General features: G+C 51.2%; 15 protein-coding genes. 11 read left to right on the top strand and 4 right to left on the bottom strand.

Translation table 11 applies throughout. The features are described 5' to 3' along the window. Nucleotides 1-63: 63 nt before the first annotated feature. The 10 genes from folC (at nucleotide 64) to yfcD (ending at nucleotide 9,760) form a co-directional block, all read left to right on the top strand. Nucleotides 64-1,332, top strand: coding sequence for a bifunctional tetrahydrofolate synthase/dihydrofolate synthase (gene folC / locus JK223_RS09925; RefSeq protein ID WP_212714018.1), 1,269 nt, complete (start codon nucleotides 64-66; stop codon nucleotides 1,330-1,332). Next, entirely contained in the window at nucleotides 1,322-2,209 is an 888-nt protein-coding gene (locus tag JK223_RS09920) for an SPOR domain-containing protein (protein ID WP_212714017.1), read from the top strand. Before folC ends, JK223_RS09920 begins: the two co-directional genes overlap by 11 nt. A 211-nt stretch (nucleotides 2,210-2,420) precedes the next feature. Next, the gene (cvpA, locus tag JK223_RS09915; RefSeq protein WP_212714016.1) at nucleotides 2,421-2,909 is read left to right on the top strand and encodes a colicin V production protein; all 489 of its coding nucleotides are present in this window, start codon (nucleotides 2,421-2,423) and stop codon (nucleotides 2,907-2,909) included. A gap of 36 nt (nucleotides 2,910-2,945) precedes the next feature. Continuing rightward, entirely contained in the window at nucleotides 2,946-4,463 is a 1,518-nt protein-coding gene (gene purF / locus JK223_RS09910) for an amidophosphoribosyltransferase (RefSeq protein WP_212714015.1), read from the top strand. 122 nt (nucleotides 4,464-4,585) lie between these two features. Then, on the top strand, nucleotides 4,586-5,158 hold the full coding sequence (locus JK223_RS09905) for a UbiX family flavin prenyltransferase (RefSeq protein ID WP_212714014.1): 573 nt from the start codon (nucleotides 4,586-4,588) through the stop codon (nucleotides 5,156-5,158). A gap of 261 nt (nucleotides 5,159-5,419) precedes the next feature. After that, entirely contained in the window at nucleotides 5,420-6,202 is a 783-nt protein-coding gene (locus JK223_RS09900) for a lysine/arginine/ornithine ABC transporter substrate-binding protein (protein WP_212714013.1), read from the top strand. Nucleotides 6,203-6,264: 62 nt separating this feature from the next. Continuing rightward, the gene (locus tag JK223_RS09895) at nucleotides 6,265-6,951 is read left to right on the top strand and encodes a histidine ABC transporter permease HisQ (RefSeq protein WP_212714012.1); all 687 of its coding nucleotides are present in this window, start codon (nucleotides 6,265-6,267) and stop codon (nucleotides 6,949-6,951) included. After that, nucleotides 6,948-7,652, top strand: a complete 705-nt coding sequence (locus JK223_RS09890) for an ABC transporter permease (protein WP_212714011.1) — start codon at nucleotides 6,948-6,950, stop codon at nucleotides 7,650-7,652. Before JK223_RS09895 ends, JK223_RS09890 begins: the two co-directional genes overlap by 4 nt. 17 nt (nucleotides 7,653-7,669) lie before the next feature. After that, nucleotides 7,670-8,443 carry a histidine ABC transporter ATP-binding protein HisP gene (gene hisP / locus JK223_RS09885; RefSeq protein WP_212714010.1) on the top strand — a complete coding sequence of 258 codons (774 nt, stop codon included), beginning with the start codon at nucleotides 7,670-7,672 and terminating at the stop codon, nucleotides 8,441-8,443. A gap of 771 nt (nucleotides 8,444-9,214) precedes the next feature. Next, entirely contained in the window at nucleotides 9,215-9,760 is a 546-nt protein-coding gene (gene yfcD, locus JK223_RS09880) for an NUDIX hydrolase YfcD (protein WP_212714009.1), read from the top strand. Between the two features lie 55 nt (nucleotides 9,761-9,815). Here the strand turns inward: yfcD and pta are convergent, their stop codons facing one another. Both pta and JK223_RS09870 read right to left on the bottom strand, forming a co-directional pair. After that, a complete protein-coding gene (gene pta, locus JK223_RS09875; protein ID WP_212714054.1) occupies nucleotides 9,816-11,951 on the bottom strand; it encodes a phosphate acetyltransferase in 2,136 nt (711 codons plus the stop codon). 86 nt (nucleotides 11,952-12,037) lie between these two features. Beyond that, on the bottom strand, nucleotides 12,038-13,240 hold the full coding sequence (locus JK223_RS09870) for an acetate kinase (protein ID WP_212714008.1): 1,203 nt from the start codon (nucleotides 13,238-13,240) through the stop codon (nucleotides 12,038-12,040). 305 nt (nucleotides 13,241-13,545) lie between these two features. On the opposite strand from JK223_RS09870, the gene yfbV reads away from it, so the two are divergent. Then, nucleotides 13,546-13,995 carry a terminus macrodomain insulation protein YfbV gene (gene yfbV / locus JK223_RS09865; protein ID WP_212714007.1) on the top strand — a complete coding sequence of 150 codons (450 nt, stop codon included), beginning with the start codon at nucleotides 13,546-13,548 and terminating at the stop codon, nucleotides 13,993-13,995. A gap of 282 nt (nucleotides 13,996-14,277) precedes the next feature. Here the strand turns inward: yfbV and yfbR are convergent, their stop codons facing one another. Together yfbR and JK223_RS09855 are read right to left on the bottom strand one after the other, a co-directional pair. Further along, complete coding sequence (gene yfbR / locus JK223_RS09860) at nucleotides 14,278-14,883, bottom strand: 5'-deoxynucleotidase (protein ID WP_025903331.1); 606 nt, start codon at nucleotides 14,881-14,883, stop codon at nucleotides 14,278-14,280. 126 nt (nucleotides 14,884-15,009) lie between these two features. Then, nucleotides 15,010-16,227 (bottom strand): pyridoxal phosphate-dependent aminotransferase, encoded by a 1,218-nt coding sequence (locus JK223_RS09855; RefSeq protein WP_212714006.1) that lies wholly within the window; start codon nucleotides 16,225-16,227, stop codon nucleotides 15,010-15,012. Between the last annotated feature and the right edge of the window lie 656 nt (nucleotides 16,228-16,883).

Below are 16,883 nucleotides of genomic sequence, written 5' to 3'. Positions count from 1 at the left end.
GTATGAAAAAGACGCTTTTATAGCGTCTTTTACCTATGCACCGTAATAACCTCAACGGGACACATGGAAAATCTTCACCTACCTCAAGCCACGTCGCCCCTTGCCACGTGGCTTACTTATCTCGAAAATCTGCACAGCCAGGCCATCGACTTAGGGCTTGAGCGTGTGCGTCGTGTTGCGGCTCAGCTAAACCTGTTGAGGCCCGCCCCCTTTGTCTTCACCGTCGCCGGAACCAATGGTAAGGGGACAACCTGCCGGACGCTCGAAGCGCTGCTGATTGCTGCAGGTTATCGTGTCGGGGTCTACAGTTCACCGCATCTGGTCCGGTATACGGAACGGGTCCGTATTCAGTCACAGGAACTGAGTGAAGCAGAGCATACGCAAAGCTTCTCGGTCATCGAACAGGGCCGCGGGGATACGTCGCTGACGTATTTCGAGTACAGCACCTTGTCTGCATTGCAGTTGTTCCGTCAGGCGGATCTGGATGTTGTGATCCTGGAAGTCGGGCTGGGTGGCCGGCTGGATGCGACCAATATCGTGGATGCGGATGTGGCGGTGATCACCAGTATTGCCCTCGACCATACTGACTGGCTGGGCCCGGATCGCGAAAGCATCGGGCGTGAGAAAGCTGGCGTTTTCCGCAGCGGCAAACCTGCCGTCGTGGGGGAGCCGGATATGCCGGCATCGATGGGTCAGGTCGCGGCGGATAAAGGCGCGATACTGTTGCAACGTAATCAGCAGTGGTCTTATCAGACGGATGCTCAGGCATGGGATTTCCGGGATATTCAGGGTGAGCTGCGCGGCCTGCCTCTGCCCCGGGTCCCCCTCCCGAATGCTGCGACCGCGCTGGCTGCCCTGAGGGTGTCCGGTTTACAGGTCAGCGAAGCCTGTATTCGTGAAAATCTGCCGGGCATTGTCCTGCCGGGGCGTTTCCAGACGATCAGTGAATCTCCGCGGGTGATCCTGGATGTGGCTCATAATCCGCATGCAGCCGCTTTTCTGGCCTCACAACTCGCCGCACTGCCGCGCGTGGGTAAAGTCAGAGCCGTGGTCGGTATGCTGCATGATAAAGATATCGCCGGTACGCTGGCCGAACTCCGTCCTCAGGTCGATAACTGGTATTGCGCGCCGCTCGAAGGCCCGCGGGGAGCCCGTGCTGAAGAACTGATGGCCCATTTGCCGCAGGCAGAATGTTTTGCTACGGTGGAAGACGCGTGGAAAGCGGCACGACAGCAGGCCGGGGCACAGGACATTATTCTGGTTTGTGGTTCCTTCCATACGGTCGCTCATGTGATGACGTCTGTCTCAGGGGAGAAGGGAAGTGGCGAGTAAATTTCAGAATCGTTTAGTCGGGACGGTTATCCTGGTCGCGATTGGTGTGATTGTATTACCGGGATTGCTGGACGGTAAGAAAAAGCATTACCAGGAAGAGTTCGCGGCCATTCCTCTGGTGCCTAAGCCCGGCGACCAGCAGGATAATGATCTGGTGCCGCCGGTGACTCAGCCGTTGACGGCGGCACCTGCCGCGTCAGCCGCTGCGGGGAGTGCAGCCAGTGCTGCGGCGAATGCCGGCACAGTGACACCTGACAGCAGCCACGGTGATTCAGTTCCGCCGGCACCGGACCGTCAGTCACCGGTGACTGACTCTTCAACGGTAGTCAGTCCGTCGGCGTCATCACAGGCGGAGAAACTTCGCCAGCAACAGCAACAACAGCAACAGCAACAGCAACAGCAACAGCAACAGCAACAGCAACAGCAACAGCAACAGCAGGCTGAGCGTCAGAAGCAGGCGCAGTTAGCCCGTGAGCGTCAGGCGGAAGAGCGTGCCCGTCAGCAGGCGGCCGATGCTGCCACGAAGGCTAAGGCCCGACAGGCACAGCAGGAACGCGAACGCGCGAGAGCATTACAGGCACTCAATGATCAGTCTTCAGCACCACAGCCTCAGAGTAAACCGGAAACTCCGTCAGGACAGGCCTGGGTTATTCAGCTGGGAGCATTGAAAAATGCAGCCAGGGTCAGTGAAATTGTGGCGCAGCTACGCAGTGCCGGGTTCAGGGCCTATTCTCTGCCGGCAGAACCGGTTCAGGGAGAAATTAACCGCATTCTGGTCGGTCCGGACAGCTCGAAAAGTCATTTGCAGTCTCAGGTGGCTGAACTGAAGAGTAAAACCGGCCTGAGCGGCGTGATACGGCCATATTCAGCCCGCTGAACCGGCCCCCGGGAACGGGGGCCAGGTCGGTTACGGTGAATTGTTATATAATTCATATAGATAAATATTTTTAATCTCAGGGTAATGAATAAAAAATTTCATTACCCTTTTTCTCTGTCGTCCGGGAAAACGCTACGCAAACGTTTTCTTTTTCTGTTAAAATGCGCCGCGAACAGATGGCAGAAAGGATCATAGTGCGCCGGAAACATACATGAACTGGATTGATTACGTCATTATAGGGATTATCGGATTCTCAGCCTTTGTGAGTCTGATCAGGGGCTTTGTCCGTGAAGCTTTATCTTTAGTCACCTGGGGATGTGCGTTTTTTGTCGCGAGTCATTATTTTTCCTATCTGGCCGTCTGGTTTACCGGGTTTGAAGAACCCCTGGTACGAAATGGTGTAGCAATAGCCGTACTTTTTATTGCGACGCTGATTGTCGGGGCCATAGTAAATTATGTGATTGGAACGCTGGTGGAAAAAACCGGTTTGTCCGGGACGGACCGTGTGTTAGGTGTCTGTTTTGGCGCATTAAGAGGCGTGCTGATTGTTTCGGCCATCCTCTTTTTTCTGGATACCTTTACCGGATTTTCCAAAAGCACGGACTGGACACAGTCACAATTGATCCCTCAATTCAGCGGTATCATCAGATGGTTTTTTGATTATTTACAGAGCACGTCGAGTTTTTTACCCCGGTCATAAGGTCGGGGGGATGCGGCTTAATGAGGAAATGACAACATGTGCGGTATTGTCGGTATCACCGGATTTCTGCCGGTTAACCAGTCTATTTATGATGCTTTAACTGTGTTACAGCATCGCGGTCAGGATGCAGCAGGTATCTGTACCATCGATAGCATGAATTGCTTTCGCCTGCGCAAAGCAAACGGACTGGTGAGCGATGTGTTTGAAGCACGTCATATGCAGCGCCTCCAGGGAAACATGGGCATTGGTCATGTTCGTTACCCGACAGCAGGTAGCTCAAGTGCCTCTGAAGCCCAGCCCTTTTATGTAAACTCCCCTTACGGTATTACATTGGCGCATAACGGTAACCTGACAAACGCCCATGAATTACGTTCCCGCCTGTTTGAGCACGGTCGTCGCCATGTAAATACCACCTCGGACTCTGAGGTGCTGCTGAATATCTTTGCCCAGGAACTGGACCGTTTTCAGGATTATCCGCTGTCGGCGGACAATATCTTTGCGGCGGTAGAGTCCTTACACAAACAAGTGAGAGGCGCCTATGCCGTCGTTTCCATGATCATCGGTCATGGCATGGTGGCATTCCGCGATCCCAACGGTATTCGTCCGCTGGTGCTGGGTAAACGCGTGCTGCCGGATCAACGTGTTGAGTATATGGTGGCGTCCGAGAGCGTTGCGCTGGATACTTTGGGCTTCGAATTTATTCGCGATGTCGCCCCCGGTGAAGCGGTCTATATCACCGAAAAAGGGCAGCTTTCTACCCGCCAGTGTGCCGAAAATCCGAAGTGTAATCCGTGCCTGTTTGAATATGTTTACTTTGCCCGTCCGGACTCCTTCCTGGACAAAATTTCGGTCTACAGTGCCCGTGTGCGCATGGGAACAAAACTGGGCGAAAAAATTGCCCGGGAATGGGAAGACCTGGATATCGATGTGGTTATTCCTATCCCGGAAACCTCGACCGATGTGGCGCTGGAAATTGCCCGTATCCTTGATAAACCTTACCGCCAGGGGTTTGTAAAAAACCGCTATGTGGGCCGGACATTTATCATGCCAGGACAGCAGATGCGCCGCAGTGCGGTCCGTCGTAAACTGAACGCTAACCGTGCCGAATTCCGTGATAAAAACGTGCTACTGGTCGATGATTCAATTGTACGTGGCACCACCTCAGAGCAGATTATCGAAATGGCTCGTGAAGCCGGGGCGAAGAAAGTGTATCTGGCATCGGCGGCACCTGAGGTGCGCTTCCCGAATGTTTATGGGATTGACATGCCCAGTGTCACTGAGCTGATTGCTCACGGACGTGAAGTGAATGAAATTTGTCAGCTGATTAAAGCGGATGCGCTGATTTTCCAGGACCTTAAAGATCTGGTCGCCGCAGTACGGGAAGAAAACCCGGAAATCACGCAGTTCGACTGTTCGGTGTTTGATGGCATTTATGTGACCAAAGACGTGGATCAGGGCTATCTTGATTATCTGCAGTCGCTGCGTAATGACGATGCGATGGCGATAGCCCGGCAGACGGAAACCGAAAATCTGGAACTGCATAACGAAGGTTAATCACCGGCGTGACCAAAATAAAGCACAGGGCGGATTTCCGCCCTGTGCTTTTTGGGAAATCCATTCGCTCACAGAGTACTCCCGCGGTATCATAGGCGTTTTACCGGAGTGCAGGGCAGGATATGAAGAGGCTGATTGTTGGGTTATCAGGGGCCAGTGGCGTTATCTACGGTATACGTTTACTGGAAGTTTTAAAAAACGTGCCTGAGGTGGAAACCCATTTGGTCATGAGTCAGTCAGCCCGTCAGACGCTGGCACTGGAAAGTGACTATTCTGTGCGGGATGTTCAGTCACTGGCGGATGTGGTTCACGATATCCGTGATATTGGTGCCAGTATTTCTTCGGGATCCTATAAAACGGATGGCATGGCGCTGCTGCCCTGTTCAATGAAGACGCTGTCCGGCATTGTTCACAGCTACAGTGATAATCTGCTGATCCGGGCGGCAGATGTCGTCCTGAAAGAGCGGCGTAAGCTGGTGCTCGGTGTACGTGAAACCCCTCTGCATCTCGGACATCTGCGGATGATGACGACGGCTGCAGAAATGGGCGCGATTATTATGCCTCCGATGCCTGCATTTTATCACCGGCCACAAAATGTCATGGATATCGTCGATCAGACCGTCAACCGGGTGATCGATCAGTTCGATATTACCTTATCTGAAGACCTCTTTGCCCGCTGGCAGGGCAAAAGCTAAGGCCAAATGACCCTTTATAGTGCATTTTTCTTCATGAGCACCGATGCGGTGCTCATGTTTCCCTGTTCCGGTGCATAGATTTCCCTCCGGGCAGCTTGTCTTCTGCTGTATCGCCTCGCACTGTACGAAAAAAATACGATTTCCGTGATTGTCGGCGGTTCCTGCAATAGCCGCGCATTCTGGCATGAAATGTGCAAAACTACCTCTGCACACATGACAGTAATATTTATCACTATAAAAAAATTAACCAGAGGGCAATCTATGAAAAAGCGTGTTTTGGCTCTTTCGCTTGTATTGGCATTTTCCAGTGTTGGCAGCGTATTCGCTGCTATCCCGCAAACACTGCGTATCGGCACTGATCCGACATACCCGCCCTTTGAGTCCAAAAATTCTGACGGACAGATAGTGGGATTTGATATCGACCTGGCGAACAACATTTGTCAGCGTATTCATACCAAATGCGTCTTTGTGGAAGGGGATTTTGACAGTCTGATCCCATCGCTGAAAGCGCAAAAGATCGATGCCATCGTCTCAGCCCTGTCGATTACACCGAAGCGGGAAGAGCAGATTGCATTTTCAGATAAACTTTACGCCGCCAATGCCCGTCTGGTTGCGGTGAAAGGCTCTTCGCTGCAACCTACGGTGGCGTCCCTGAAAGGGAAGAGCATCGGGGTAGAACAGGGGACCACGCAGGAAACTTATGCGAATCAATACTGGCGTCCGAAAGGCGTGAACGTTGTCTCTTACGCCACGCAGGATCAGGCTTATCAGGATCTGAATGCCGGTCGTATCGATGCCGCTTTCCAGGATGAAGTTCAGGCCGGTGAAGGCTTCCTGAAGAGCCCGGTCGGTAAAGGGTATGCCTTTGCCGGTCCGGCGGTGAAAGATGAGAAAATCTTCGGTGTAGGTACCGGGATGGGACTGCCGAAGGGCAATACTGAGCTGAAAACCGCCGTGGATAAAGCCTTTGAGGCGATGCGCAAAGACGGGACTTACGATAAGCTGGCGAAGAAATATTTCGATTTTAATGTGTACGGTGGCTAATGTGTCATCCGCTACCCGCCGCCGGCGGGTAGCAGTTATCTATTTTTTGCAGGAATTTGTTGATGCTCTACGGATATACCGACGTCATTATGAAAGGCGCGCTGGTCACGATTGAACTGGCCTTAAGCTCTGTGGTGCTGGCGGTGATAATAGGGCTGATAGGTGCCGGGGCAAAGTTATCTAAAAATCGCGTGCTGACTACGATTTTTGGCGCCTATACCACCATTATCCGTGGTATCCCGGACCTGGTATTAATGCTGCTGATTTATTATGGCCTGCAGATTGCCCTGAATGAATTTACTGATCTGCTGGGGATGGCGCAGTTTGATATTGATCCTATGATGGCAGGGATCACCACTATCGGGTTTATTTACGGCGCATACTTCACTGAAACCTTTCGCGGGGCTTTCCTGTCTGTGCCTAAGGGCCAGATTGAATCCGCGACGGCTTTTGGCATGACGCCGTCTCAGGTTTTCCGGCGGATACAGTTTCCGCTGATGATGCGTTTTGCGCTACCGGCGATCGGTAATAACTGGCAGGTAATTTTAAAAGCCACGGCGCTGGTTTCCTTACTGGGTCTGGAAGATGTGATTAAGGCCACCTCACTGGCAGGTAAGAGTACCTGGCAGCCTTTCTATTTTTCTCTGGTCGCAGGTGCGATCTATCTGTTTTTTACCACGGTTTCCAATGGCGTGTTGTGGTGGCTGGAACGCCGCTATTCAGTGGGAGTGAAAAAGGCTGAATTATGATTGATATTATTCACGACTACTGGAAGTCTCTGTTATGGACCGACGGATACCATATTACCGGGGTCGCTATTACGTTATGGCTGCTGGTGCTGTCGGTGGCTATCGGCGGTGTGCTGGCCCTGTTCCTGGCTATTGCCAGAGTATCACCTAACCGTTTTATCAGTACGCCGGTCTGGCTGTTCACCTATGTTTTTCGCGGAACACCGCTGTATGTACAGTTACTGGTGTTCTATACCGGGATGTATACGCTGGAAATTGTGAAAGGTAACGAGTTACTGAATGCCTTTTTCCGCAGCGGTATGAACTGTGCGGTGCTGGCGTTTACCCTGAATACCTGTGCGTATACCACCGAACTTTTTGCCGGTGCTATCCGTTCCGTACCTCACGGGGAAATCGAAGCCGCCAGAGCCTACGGGTTTTCCACCTTCAAGCTGTACCGTTGCATTATTCTGCCAGCCGCCTTGCGTATTGCTTTACCGGCTTACAGTAATGAAGTGATCCTGATGCTACACTCCACGTCTCTGGCGTTTACTGCGACCGTGCCGGACGTGCTGAAAATCGCCAGGGATATTAATGCCGCGACCTACGAGCCTTTCACGGCCTTTGGTATTGCCGCGGTGATCTATCTGGTCATCTCTTACTGCCTGATATCGCTGTTCCGCAAAGCGGAGCGCCGCTGGCTGCCCCACGTTAAATCCTGATCCCGCTGAGTATAACTATGTCTGAATTAAAATTAAGTGTGACAGAGCTCCATAAACGTTATGGGGATCATGAAGTCCTGAAGGGTGTTTCATTACAGGCTGCGGCAGGTGATGTTATCAGTATTATCGGTTCTTCAGGCTCAGGAAAAAGTACGTTTCTGCGTTGTATTAATTTTCTGGAAAAACCAAGCGAAGGCTCTATATCGTTGAATAATGAAAATATTCATCTGGTCAGGGATAAAGATGGTCAGCTGAAAGTGGCAGATAAAGAGCAACTGCGTAAATTACGCACCCGCCTGACCATGGTATTTCAGCACTTTAACCTGTGGAGCCATATGACGGTGCTGGATAACGTGATGGAAGCGCCGGTCCAGGTACTGGGTATCAGTAAGCAGGAAGCGCGGACGCGTGCGATTAAATACCTTGATAAAGTCGGTATTGATGCCCGGGCCCGTGATAAATATCCGGTTCATCTTTCGGGGGGGCAGCAGCAGCGTGTCTCAATCGCGCGGGCACTGGCGATGGAGCCGGAAGTGTTGCTGTTTGACGAACCGACTTCGGCGCTGGATCCGGAACTGGTGGCTGAGGTATTACGTATCATGCAGCAGCTGGCAGAAGAAGGAAAAACCATGGTCGTGGTCACCCATGAAATGGAATTTGCCCGCCATGTCTCAAGCCAGGTGATTTTCCTGCATCAGGGGAAAATTGAAGAGCAGGGTTCCCCTGAGAAACTGTTCGGTAACCCGGAGAGTCCGCGCCTGCAGCAATTTTTATCCGGTGCATTGAAGTAAGCTGTACTCCCACCGGGTGCCGGCACCCGGCGGGAGAGAGATTATATTTCTGACCGTTGCCTTTCCGGCACCGTCAATTCACGAAGCCTGTCTTAATAATGTCCGCAGTCGTCTGATAACCGGTGGTTCATCTGCCTGTTCAACAGGGCTAATAACGGATGTCGTCCGCTCAGTCTGTTGCCGGACCGGATAGCTTCATTCACTGCCCTGAGATTGCCCCGGGCTTTATCGTTATCCCGGGGGAGAGAGCCTCGTTGTTTTCAGGGCGAATAACCAGTCGTTGTCACCTCCCGACCGGTACGCCACGGGGTCTTCCCGGGGTTACCTGTGCCGGCCTGTATTCGCAGAACGACGTGAAACCGGTAGTCCGGGCGATGCATCGCGGTGAAAAGTGCCAAAGAAGACGACCCGGGATGACTACCGGTGGCGAATACCGGCCACAGGCCCCGGAACGATGAGTTCGGTGTCTGCCAGAGGACGGGTCAGCCATGCCCCGGGCAGGACAATATGTGCGGTCTCTGTGCGTAATGATCGTGAATTATTGATACTAAAGTTACGGGTAAAGGTCGCCGATAGTCTTCCGGACAGACCGCGAAAGCCGTCGCTGTCACGGTATCCGCAGCCTGTAGTTCAGTATCTGAGAAAAGCACGGCTTCAGAGAAAAAATATAAAGTCATCAATGGGTAACATTTAACAATTTCTTAACTCCCATTATTATCATTGTCTGATAAAATCAGATGTTATGTGAATCTGCGAGAAAAAGGGTTACGGATGGTGGAGCAAATTCCTGAAGATGATATCGAGTGGGTCGATATTGTTGATGAAAATGATGAAGTCATCACGACGGCCAGTCGTGCACAAATGCGGGCCGAATGTCTCCGTCACCGGGCAACCTATATTGTGGTCCATAACGGTATGGGTGAGATACTGGTTCAGCGCCGTACTGAAAATAAAGATTTTATGCCGGGTAAACTCGATGCGACAGCGGGCGGCGTCGTGCAAAGCGGTGAAGACATCCTGGCATCCGCACGGCGTGAAGCCGAAGAGGAACTGGGGATCGCTGCCGTCCCTTTTGCAGAGCACGGAAAATTTTATTTTGAAGACAGTCACTGCCGTGTCTGGGGTGCGCTGTTCAGTTGTGTCTGTCATGGCCCGTTTGCCATGCAGGAAAGTGAGATCGCTGAGATTTTCTGGATGACCCCTGAAGAGATCACGGTACGTTGTGATGAGTTTACTGATGACTCTCTTAAAGCGCTGTCGTTATGGATGAGCCGTAACAGTGAGGGCCGTCGCGCCTCAAACGAGTTACAGTCCTAATCATCCGTGCTAACGCTTCCCGCAGGCAGCGGTTTCAGCCGCCTGCGGGGTCCGGTTAGTGCTGTCCTTCTGCCTGTTCTGACTGAATTGCCGTTAAGGCAATGGTATAGACAATATCGTCCACCAATGCTCCGCGTGACAGGTCGTTGACCGGTTTGCGCATTCCCTGCAACATCGGGCCGATAGAGACCAGATTCGCAGAACGCTGTACGGCTTTATAGGTAGTATTCCCGGTATTCAGATCCGGGAAGATAAACACCGTCGCCCGGCCGGCAACCGCAGAATCCGGTGCTTTAGACTTCGCAACATCTTCCATAATGGCGGCATCATATTGCAGCGGCCCGTCAATGACTAAATCAGGACGTTTTTCCTGCGCCAGACGTGTGGCTTCCCGCACTTTTTCGACATCGCTGCCGGCGCCGGAATTTCCGGTAGAGTAGGAAATCATCGCTACCCGTGGTTCAATCCCAAAGGCTTTTGCTGAATCGGCCGACTGGATAGCAATTTCCGCCAGCTGCTCTGCACTGGGATCCGGGTTAATGGCACAGTCACCGTAGACCAGCACCTGTTCCGGCAATAGCATAAAGAAGACCGAGGAGACCAGCGAGCTGTTCGGTGCTGTCTTAATCAATTGCAGTGGCGGGCGAATGGTATTCGCGGTGGTGTGTACCGCCCCGGAGACCAGTCCATCGACTTCGCCTTTTTCCAGCATCAGTGTGCCCAGCACGACGTTATCTTCCAGTTGCTCTCTGGCAACAATATCGGTCATCCCTTTGTTTTTTCGCAGTTCCACCAGGCGGCTGACATAGTTTTCACGCGCCTGTTGCGGGTCGACGATTTCGATACCCTCGCCCAGAGTCACATCCTGCAGGGCAGCAACGCGGTGTATTTCGTCCGGGTCACCCAGTAATACGCAGCGGGCGATCCCGCGTGCTGCACAGATTGCGGCGGCTTTGATTGTTCTGGGTTCATCGCCTTCAGGTAACACAATCCGCTTAGCGGCCTGACGGGCCAGTTCTGTCAGCTGATAACGGAAAGCCGGAGGAGAGAGCAGACGGTTGCTGACTGCCGCATTACTCAGTGAATCGACCCAGTCCGTGCTGATGTGACTGGCGACGTATTCCTGAATTTTCTCCACCCGCTGTCTGTCATCCACCGGGACTTCCAGATTGAAACTTTGCAGATTCAGCGACGTTTGCCAGGTGTTGGTGTTGACCGTAAAGACCGGCAGCCCGGTCTGCAGCGCCCGTGAGCAAAGTTTACTGATGCCGGGGTCGATTTCATAGCCGCCGGTCAGCAGGATAGCCCCGAGTTCCACCCCGTTCATCGCCGCCAGACATGCCGACACCAGCACATCCGGGCGGTCTGCAGAGGTGACCAGTAATGATCCCGGACGGAAAAGTTCGAGCATATGTGGCAGGCTGCGGGCACAGAAGGTGACCGACTTAATACGCCGCGTGCTGATATCTCCTTCATTGACGATCCGGGCATTCAGATGACGGCACATGTCGATCGCACGGGTCGCAATCAGCTCGAAATTCCAGGGGATCACACCCATTACCGGCAACGGACTCTGTGCCTTCAGTTCATCAATATCGATAGGGGCAATGGTGGCTTCGGTCGAATCTTCAAAAAACTCTGACAGGTCCGGACGTGTGCGGCCCTGTTCATCCAGCGGGGCATGGAGTTTATTAAAGATAACTCCTTTGATTTGCTTATTTTTTTTGCCACCGAAACTGTTCTGAATAAACTCCAGACGTTCTTTCAGTTGTGCCGGAGAATCATTACCGGGCGACATGACAAAAATAATCTCGGCGTTCAGCGTGCGGGCAATTTCAAAGTTCAGTGCGTTGGCAAACTCGTGCTTACGCACAGGGACCAGTCCTTCGACCAGTACCACTTCAGCATCCCGGGTATTGTCATGAAAGCGGGCAATAATTTCTTCCATCAAAACATCCTGCTGGTCCGCTCCCAGCAGATTTTCGACGTAAGACATATTCAGGGGTTCGGCGGCAGGTATGGCGAAGTTATGACGGACAATCGCCGTGGTATGATCTTCTGCATCAGCGTTTGAACGGGGCTGGGCGATGGGTTTAAAAATGCTAAGACGCATTCCTTTACGCTCCATCGCACGAATGACTCCCAGGCTGACACTGGTCAGGCCGACACTGGTGCCGGTCGGAATAAGCATAATTGTGCGGGACACTTGCGGCCTCTCTGCTTTTATCAGATCTGTAAAAAAAAACGCCAGGCTGTGCTGGCGGTAGACGAATTTATTCAGGCGGTAAGCCGTGCGGCATCACGGGCAATGACAAGTTCTTCATTGGTCGGGATGACCAGGACCGGGCGCGTGCCGGGCTTGTTGATAAACCCGGCCTGACCAAAACGCGCCTCCAGGTTACGGTCATGGTCGACCTCGAAGTTAAGCAGCGCCAGTTTTTGCAGGGTCAGTTCACGGACTGTAGCGGCATTTTCACCAATACCGCCGGTAAAGACCACTGCATCCAGACGGCCTTCCATCAGTGAAGTATAAGCACCGATGTATTTTGCCAGTCGATGGCAGAAGACTTCCATCGCGCGTCGGGCGTCTTCCTGATGCTGGTAATTTTCTTCCACATAGCGGAAATCGTTGGTGACCCCGGTCAGTCCCAGTAACCCGGACTCTTTGGTCAGCAGGGTATTGATCTTATCGGTGCTCATTCCCAGGCTGTCATGCAGGAAGAAAATAATCGCGGGGTCGATATCTCCGCTGCGGGTGCCCATGACCAGCCCTTCGAGGGGGGTCAGCCCCATCGATGTATCCACACTCTTTCCGCCGCGGATAGCGGTAACCGAACCGCCATTGCCCAGATGGCAGGTAATGACATTCAGGGATTCCGGCGGAGTTTCCAGCATTTTTGCCGCTTCCAGAGAAACGTAATAATGACTGGTGCCATGGGCACCGTAACGCCTCACCCCGCGCTCTGTATAGAGCTGATAGGGCAGTGCATACAGATAAGAGGATTCGGGCATGGTCTGGTGGAATGCCGTATCGAAGACAGCCACGTTTTTAGTGGCCAGGTGCGGGAAGTTCTTTAACGCTTCGGCGATACCGATAAGGTGGGCCGGATTGTGCAGCGGCGCAAAACAGGACGCATTTTTTATTTCTTCGATGACCTGGTCATCAATTAAAATTGACTGAGTCAGTCGCTCCCCGCCATGAACAATGCGGTGGCCAATTGCCACGATTTGCTCAGAGAGTTCCGGTTGCTGGCTAAGGATGTTTCCGACGATAAAATTCAGCGCTTCACTGTGCGCCGCTCCCACCCCCAGCGCCGCCTCCTGTTTACCGCTTTCCTGTTTCCATTTAATGCGGGCTTCAGGCAGGTTAAAACATTCCGCTAATCCGGAAAGATATTCATCACCATTCTCCGGATTTATGATAGCGAACTTGAGGGAAGAACTGCCGCAGTTGAGAACCAGAACTAACTTACTCGACATGGAAGCACCTATTTGTTTAAAGTGGTGATGAACAACGCGATAAGACGTTAATGTAACCCATGAAAGCTGACATGTTCATGATAAACAGCCTGCTGAATTAAAAAATTGTCCCTACTCAAAAAAATTAGTTATTTTTACTTGTTTTTTTGAGCAGGCGCCGACGCTGCCCGTCATGCTTAAAAGGTTAAAATCTATCACAAGACGTTAATAAGACCCTGTCTTATTGAAAATTATGCTAAATTTTACCCTTAATCTGTTTGGGATTAAAATTTTTTGTACGTTCGACTGCAATCTGAGGTACCGGGATGAATAATACGGGCAATGTTAACTGGTTCGGCGTGCTTAAGCGCGGACAACACTATATGAATACCTGGCCCGATGACAAGCGCCTGAGTCCGGTGTTTCCGGAGCATCGGGTCGGAAAAGCCATTCGTTTTGGCATCCGCTTTATGCCGCCCGTCGCTGTATTCACCCTGTGCTGGCAGATTGCTCTCCATGCACAAACCGGTCCCGCGGTTGCCAGTGCGCTCTTTGCCTGTAGCCTGCCGATTCAGGGGCTATGGTGGATGGGCAAACGTGCGATGAAGCCGCTGCCGCCGACATTGCTGCAATGGTATTATTCCGTACGCACTAAACTTGAGCAGGCCGGACAACCGACCGCGATCCCTGAAGGCGAGCCGACCTATCAGTCGCTGGCCGATTTACTGAAACGGGCGTTTCGTCAGCTGGATAAGACCTTCCTGGACGATCTCTGACCTGTCCGGGCCAGATATCCGGTCATCCTGAGAGTCCGCTCTTATAGGCCCTTCTTTTTGCCGCTGCAACGACATCAATGGGTTGTTCAGGGAATCATCCAATAACAGGGACAGACGCTGATGCGTTAAATGAAGCCCTGTCGATAATGGTGGTCACATTGATATTGTGACAGAGCATCGACGCTCTCTTTTTAAGCAAAAGGCTAAATTGGTCGACCGGCCCGGGGGCATTCGTTCACCGATATATCCGCCGGTTCCTGACGACCCGCCTGCGTGGATCGGTTACTGATAGTGTTCAGAAATTTTATCCAGCGTCGTGGTGCAGCTGGCACAAAATATTTCCATAAAGTCATCCACCTCCGGCATCTCTCTGCGTAATTCGCTGATGCGAGATTCCAGACCTTCTTTGACGTGGATGAATTCATCATTGTGAAAACGAAGCTCATTCAGTGCCTTGATATAGGCCGACAGGATATCAGCCGCTTTGACGATGGCTTTATAACGTGGGTCGACATTCTTCTGAATGATCAGTCCGGAGAAACGCTCGCGTAAATCTTCCGGCAGGGTCTCGATACATTCCTGCTCTGCCAGGGTCTCGAGTTGCTTAAACGCCTGTGTAAACTGCGGGTTATGATATTTCGTCTTCGAATTGATGTCCTGAAGCTTGGTTTCAGAGACTTCATGATACAGGGCAATGACTGCGGCGCGATCAGGATCCAGCGGGTTGTTATAGCGGGTATTGCCGATGACAGTCAGTAAATGGGCGATAACGGCGACCTGATGACTATGTTCGGCCACATTCTCTTTCTGTACGCAGTGCATTAACGCCCAGCGTTTAATCAGTGGCATGCGGGTGATCCAGGCCATAAACGTGCTTTGGAATTTCATTGGTCATATCCTTGGTGCAGGGAAGAGTGGCGGGGCTGGATATCGGGGGCGCTCAGCGTATGAAGTGCGCCACCCGCAGTACGGGGGTGGCCCCCCGTGACTGGCAGAAATTCAAAGGCCGGCAGATTACTGGTGATAATGCTCCAGAAAACGGCCGAACTTACTGATCGCCATTTCCAGGTCATCGACCCGGGGCAGGGTGACAATACGCACATGGTCCGGCCATGGCCAGTTAAATGCGCTGCCTTGTACCAGTAAGACTTTTTCCTGCAATAAGAAATCCAGCACCATTTTCTGATCATCGTGCAGATTAAATTTTTTCGGGTCAATGCGCGGGAACATATAAAGTGCACCCTGTGGTTTGACACAACTGACACCCGGAATTTCATTGATCATTTCCCAGGCACGTTCACGCTGCTGATACAGGCGTCCTTCAGGCACAATAAACTCGCTGATACTCTGATAACCGCCCAGTGCCGTCTGGATGGCATGCTGTGCCGGGACGTTGGCACATAAACGCATGGAAGCCAGCATCTCCAGACCTTCAATGTATCCTTTGGCATGTTTTTTCGGGCCATTCAGTACCATCCAGCCCTGACGGAACCCGGCAACACGATAAGTCTTGGACAGGCCGTTAAAAGTGACCGTCAGAAGATCCGGTGCCAGCGCAGCAATGGAGTGATGCTGTGCTTCATCATAGAGGATCTTGTCGTAGATCTCATCGGCGAAAATGATCAGATTATGCTGACGGGCGATTTCGACGATCTCCAGTAACAGCTCTTTGCTGTAGACGGCACCGGTCGGGTTATTCGGGTTAATAATGACGATGCCGCGGGTTCTTGGTGTGATTTTTGCGCGGATATCATCAAGGTCCGGAAACCAGCCTGCAGATTCATCGCAAAGGTAGTGGACGGCTTTACCACTTGAAAGGGAAACTGAAGCGGTCCAGAGCGGATAATCCGGCGCCGGAACCAGCATTTCGTCACCGGTATTCAGTAACGCCTGCATTGACTGAACGATCAGCTCAGATACGCCGTTACCGATATAAATATCTTCAACGGTTACATCACGCATACCGCGTTCCTGGTAATGCTGCATAATCGCTTTACGGGCAGAATACAGTCCTTTTGAATCGCAATAGCCCTGTGAGGTAGGAAGATGTTTAATCACATCGACCAGAATCTCATCCGGGGCTTCAAAGCCGAACGGGGCAGGGTTGCCGATGTTCAGTTTAAGGACTTTGTTACCTTCTTCTTCGAGGCGACGGGCCTCTTTGAGTACCGGACCGCGAATATCATAACAAACGTTATCAAGTTTAGCGGATTTTTCAATTTTAGTAGTCATTACAATCGCCTTGGACAGCAGAGTCCGTGTATTTGCCCGAGAGTGAAGCCTATAAATGTACGCTTCTGCTCACACTAAAAGAAGGGTTAAGATGAATTTTAGCGACTTTTCAAGTATATCAATAGTTTTAATATGATAATCGGTTGTTGAATGTTGTTTTTGTAGTGCTATTAACTGGCTTATGATGTCTGAATAGTTCTTTATGCTGTTGAAAGCTCGGGGTTTATCCGTGCAAAATTTATTGAATAAAACAAAATCACATGAAAATAATTCGATGCTGTAGAGCAAATAATTCGCAGGAACAGATTAATTATTTAAAACGGTAATCACTTTCATTTTTTGTGAAGTGATAGGAAATTTCTTAAACAGTATTCGGAATCCATCGTTAATTAATATGATTTTGTTAGATATTAATAATTTCTGAATGCCGGTTATTAAAAAATAAGAGAATTACAGTTTAAAAACAACATGATAGGATATTTTCTTATTTTGATGGGGTGTCGTCAGGAGTCACGGGGCTAATTCACCGTAAAGTGAAGTTCTCTGAATATGAAGCAGGTCAAAATTTGTGTACTTTTATCTAAAAAAAATTCCAATTCCCTGCTAAAAATGATTAAGTATAATTAACAAATTAAAAGGCAGGTTGCACCTTCTGA

Source organism: Tatumella sp. JGM118, assembly GCF_018257515.1.
Lineage (GTDB): Bacteria > Pseudomonadota > Gammaproteobacteria > Enterobacterales > Enterobacteriaceae > Tatumella > Tatumella terrea.
The sequence above is the reverse complement of the archived record's forward strand: the minus strand, read 5'-3'. Positions and strand labels throughout refer to the sequence as shown.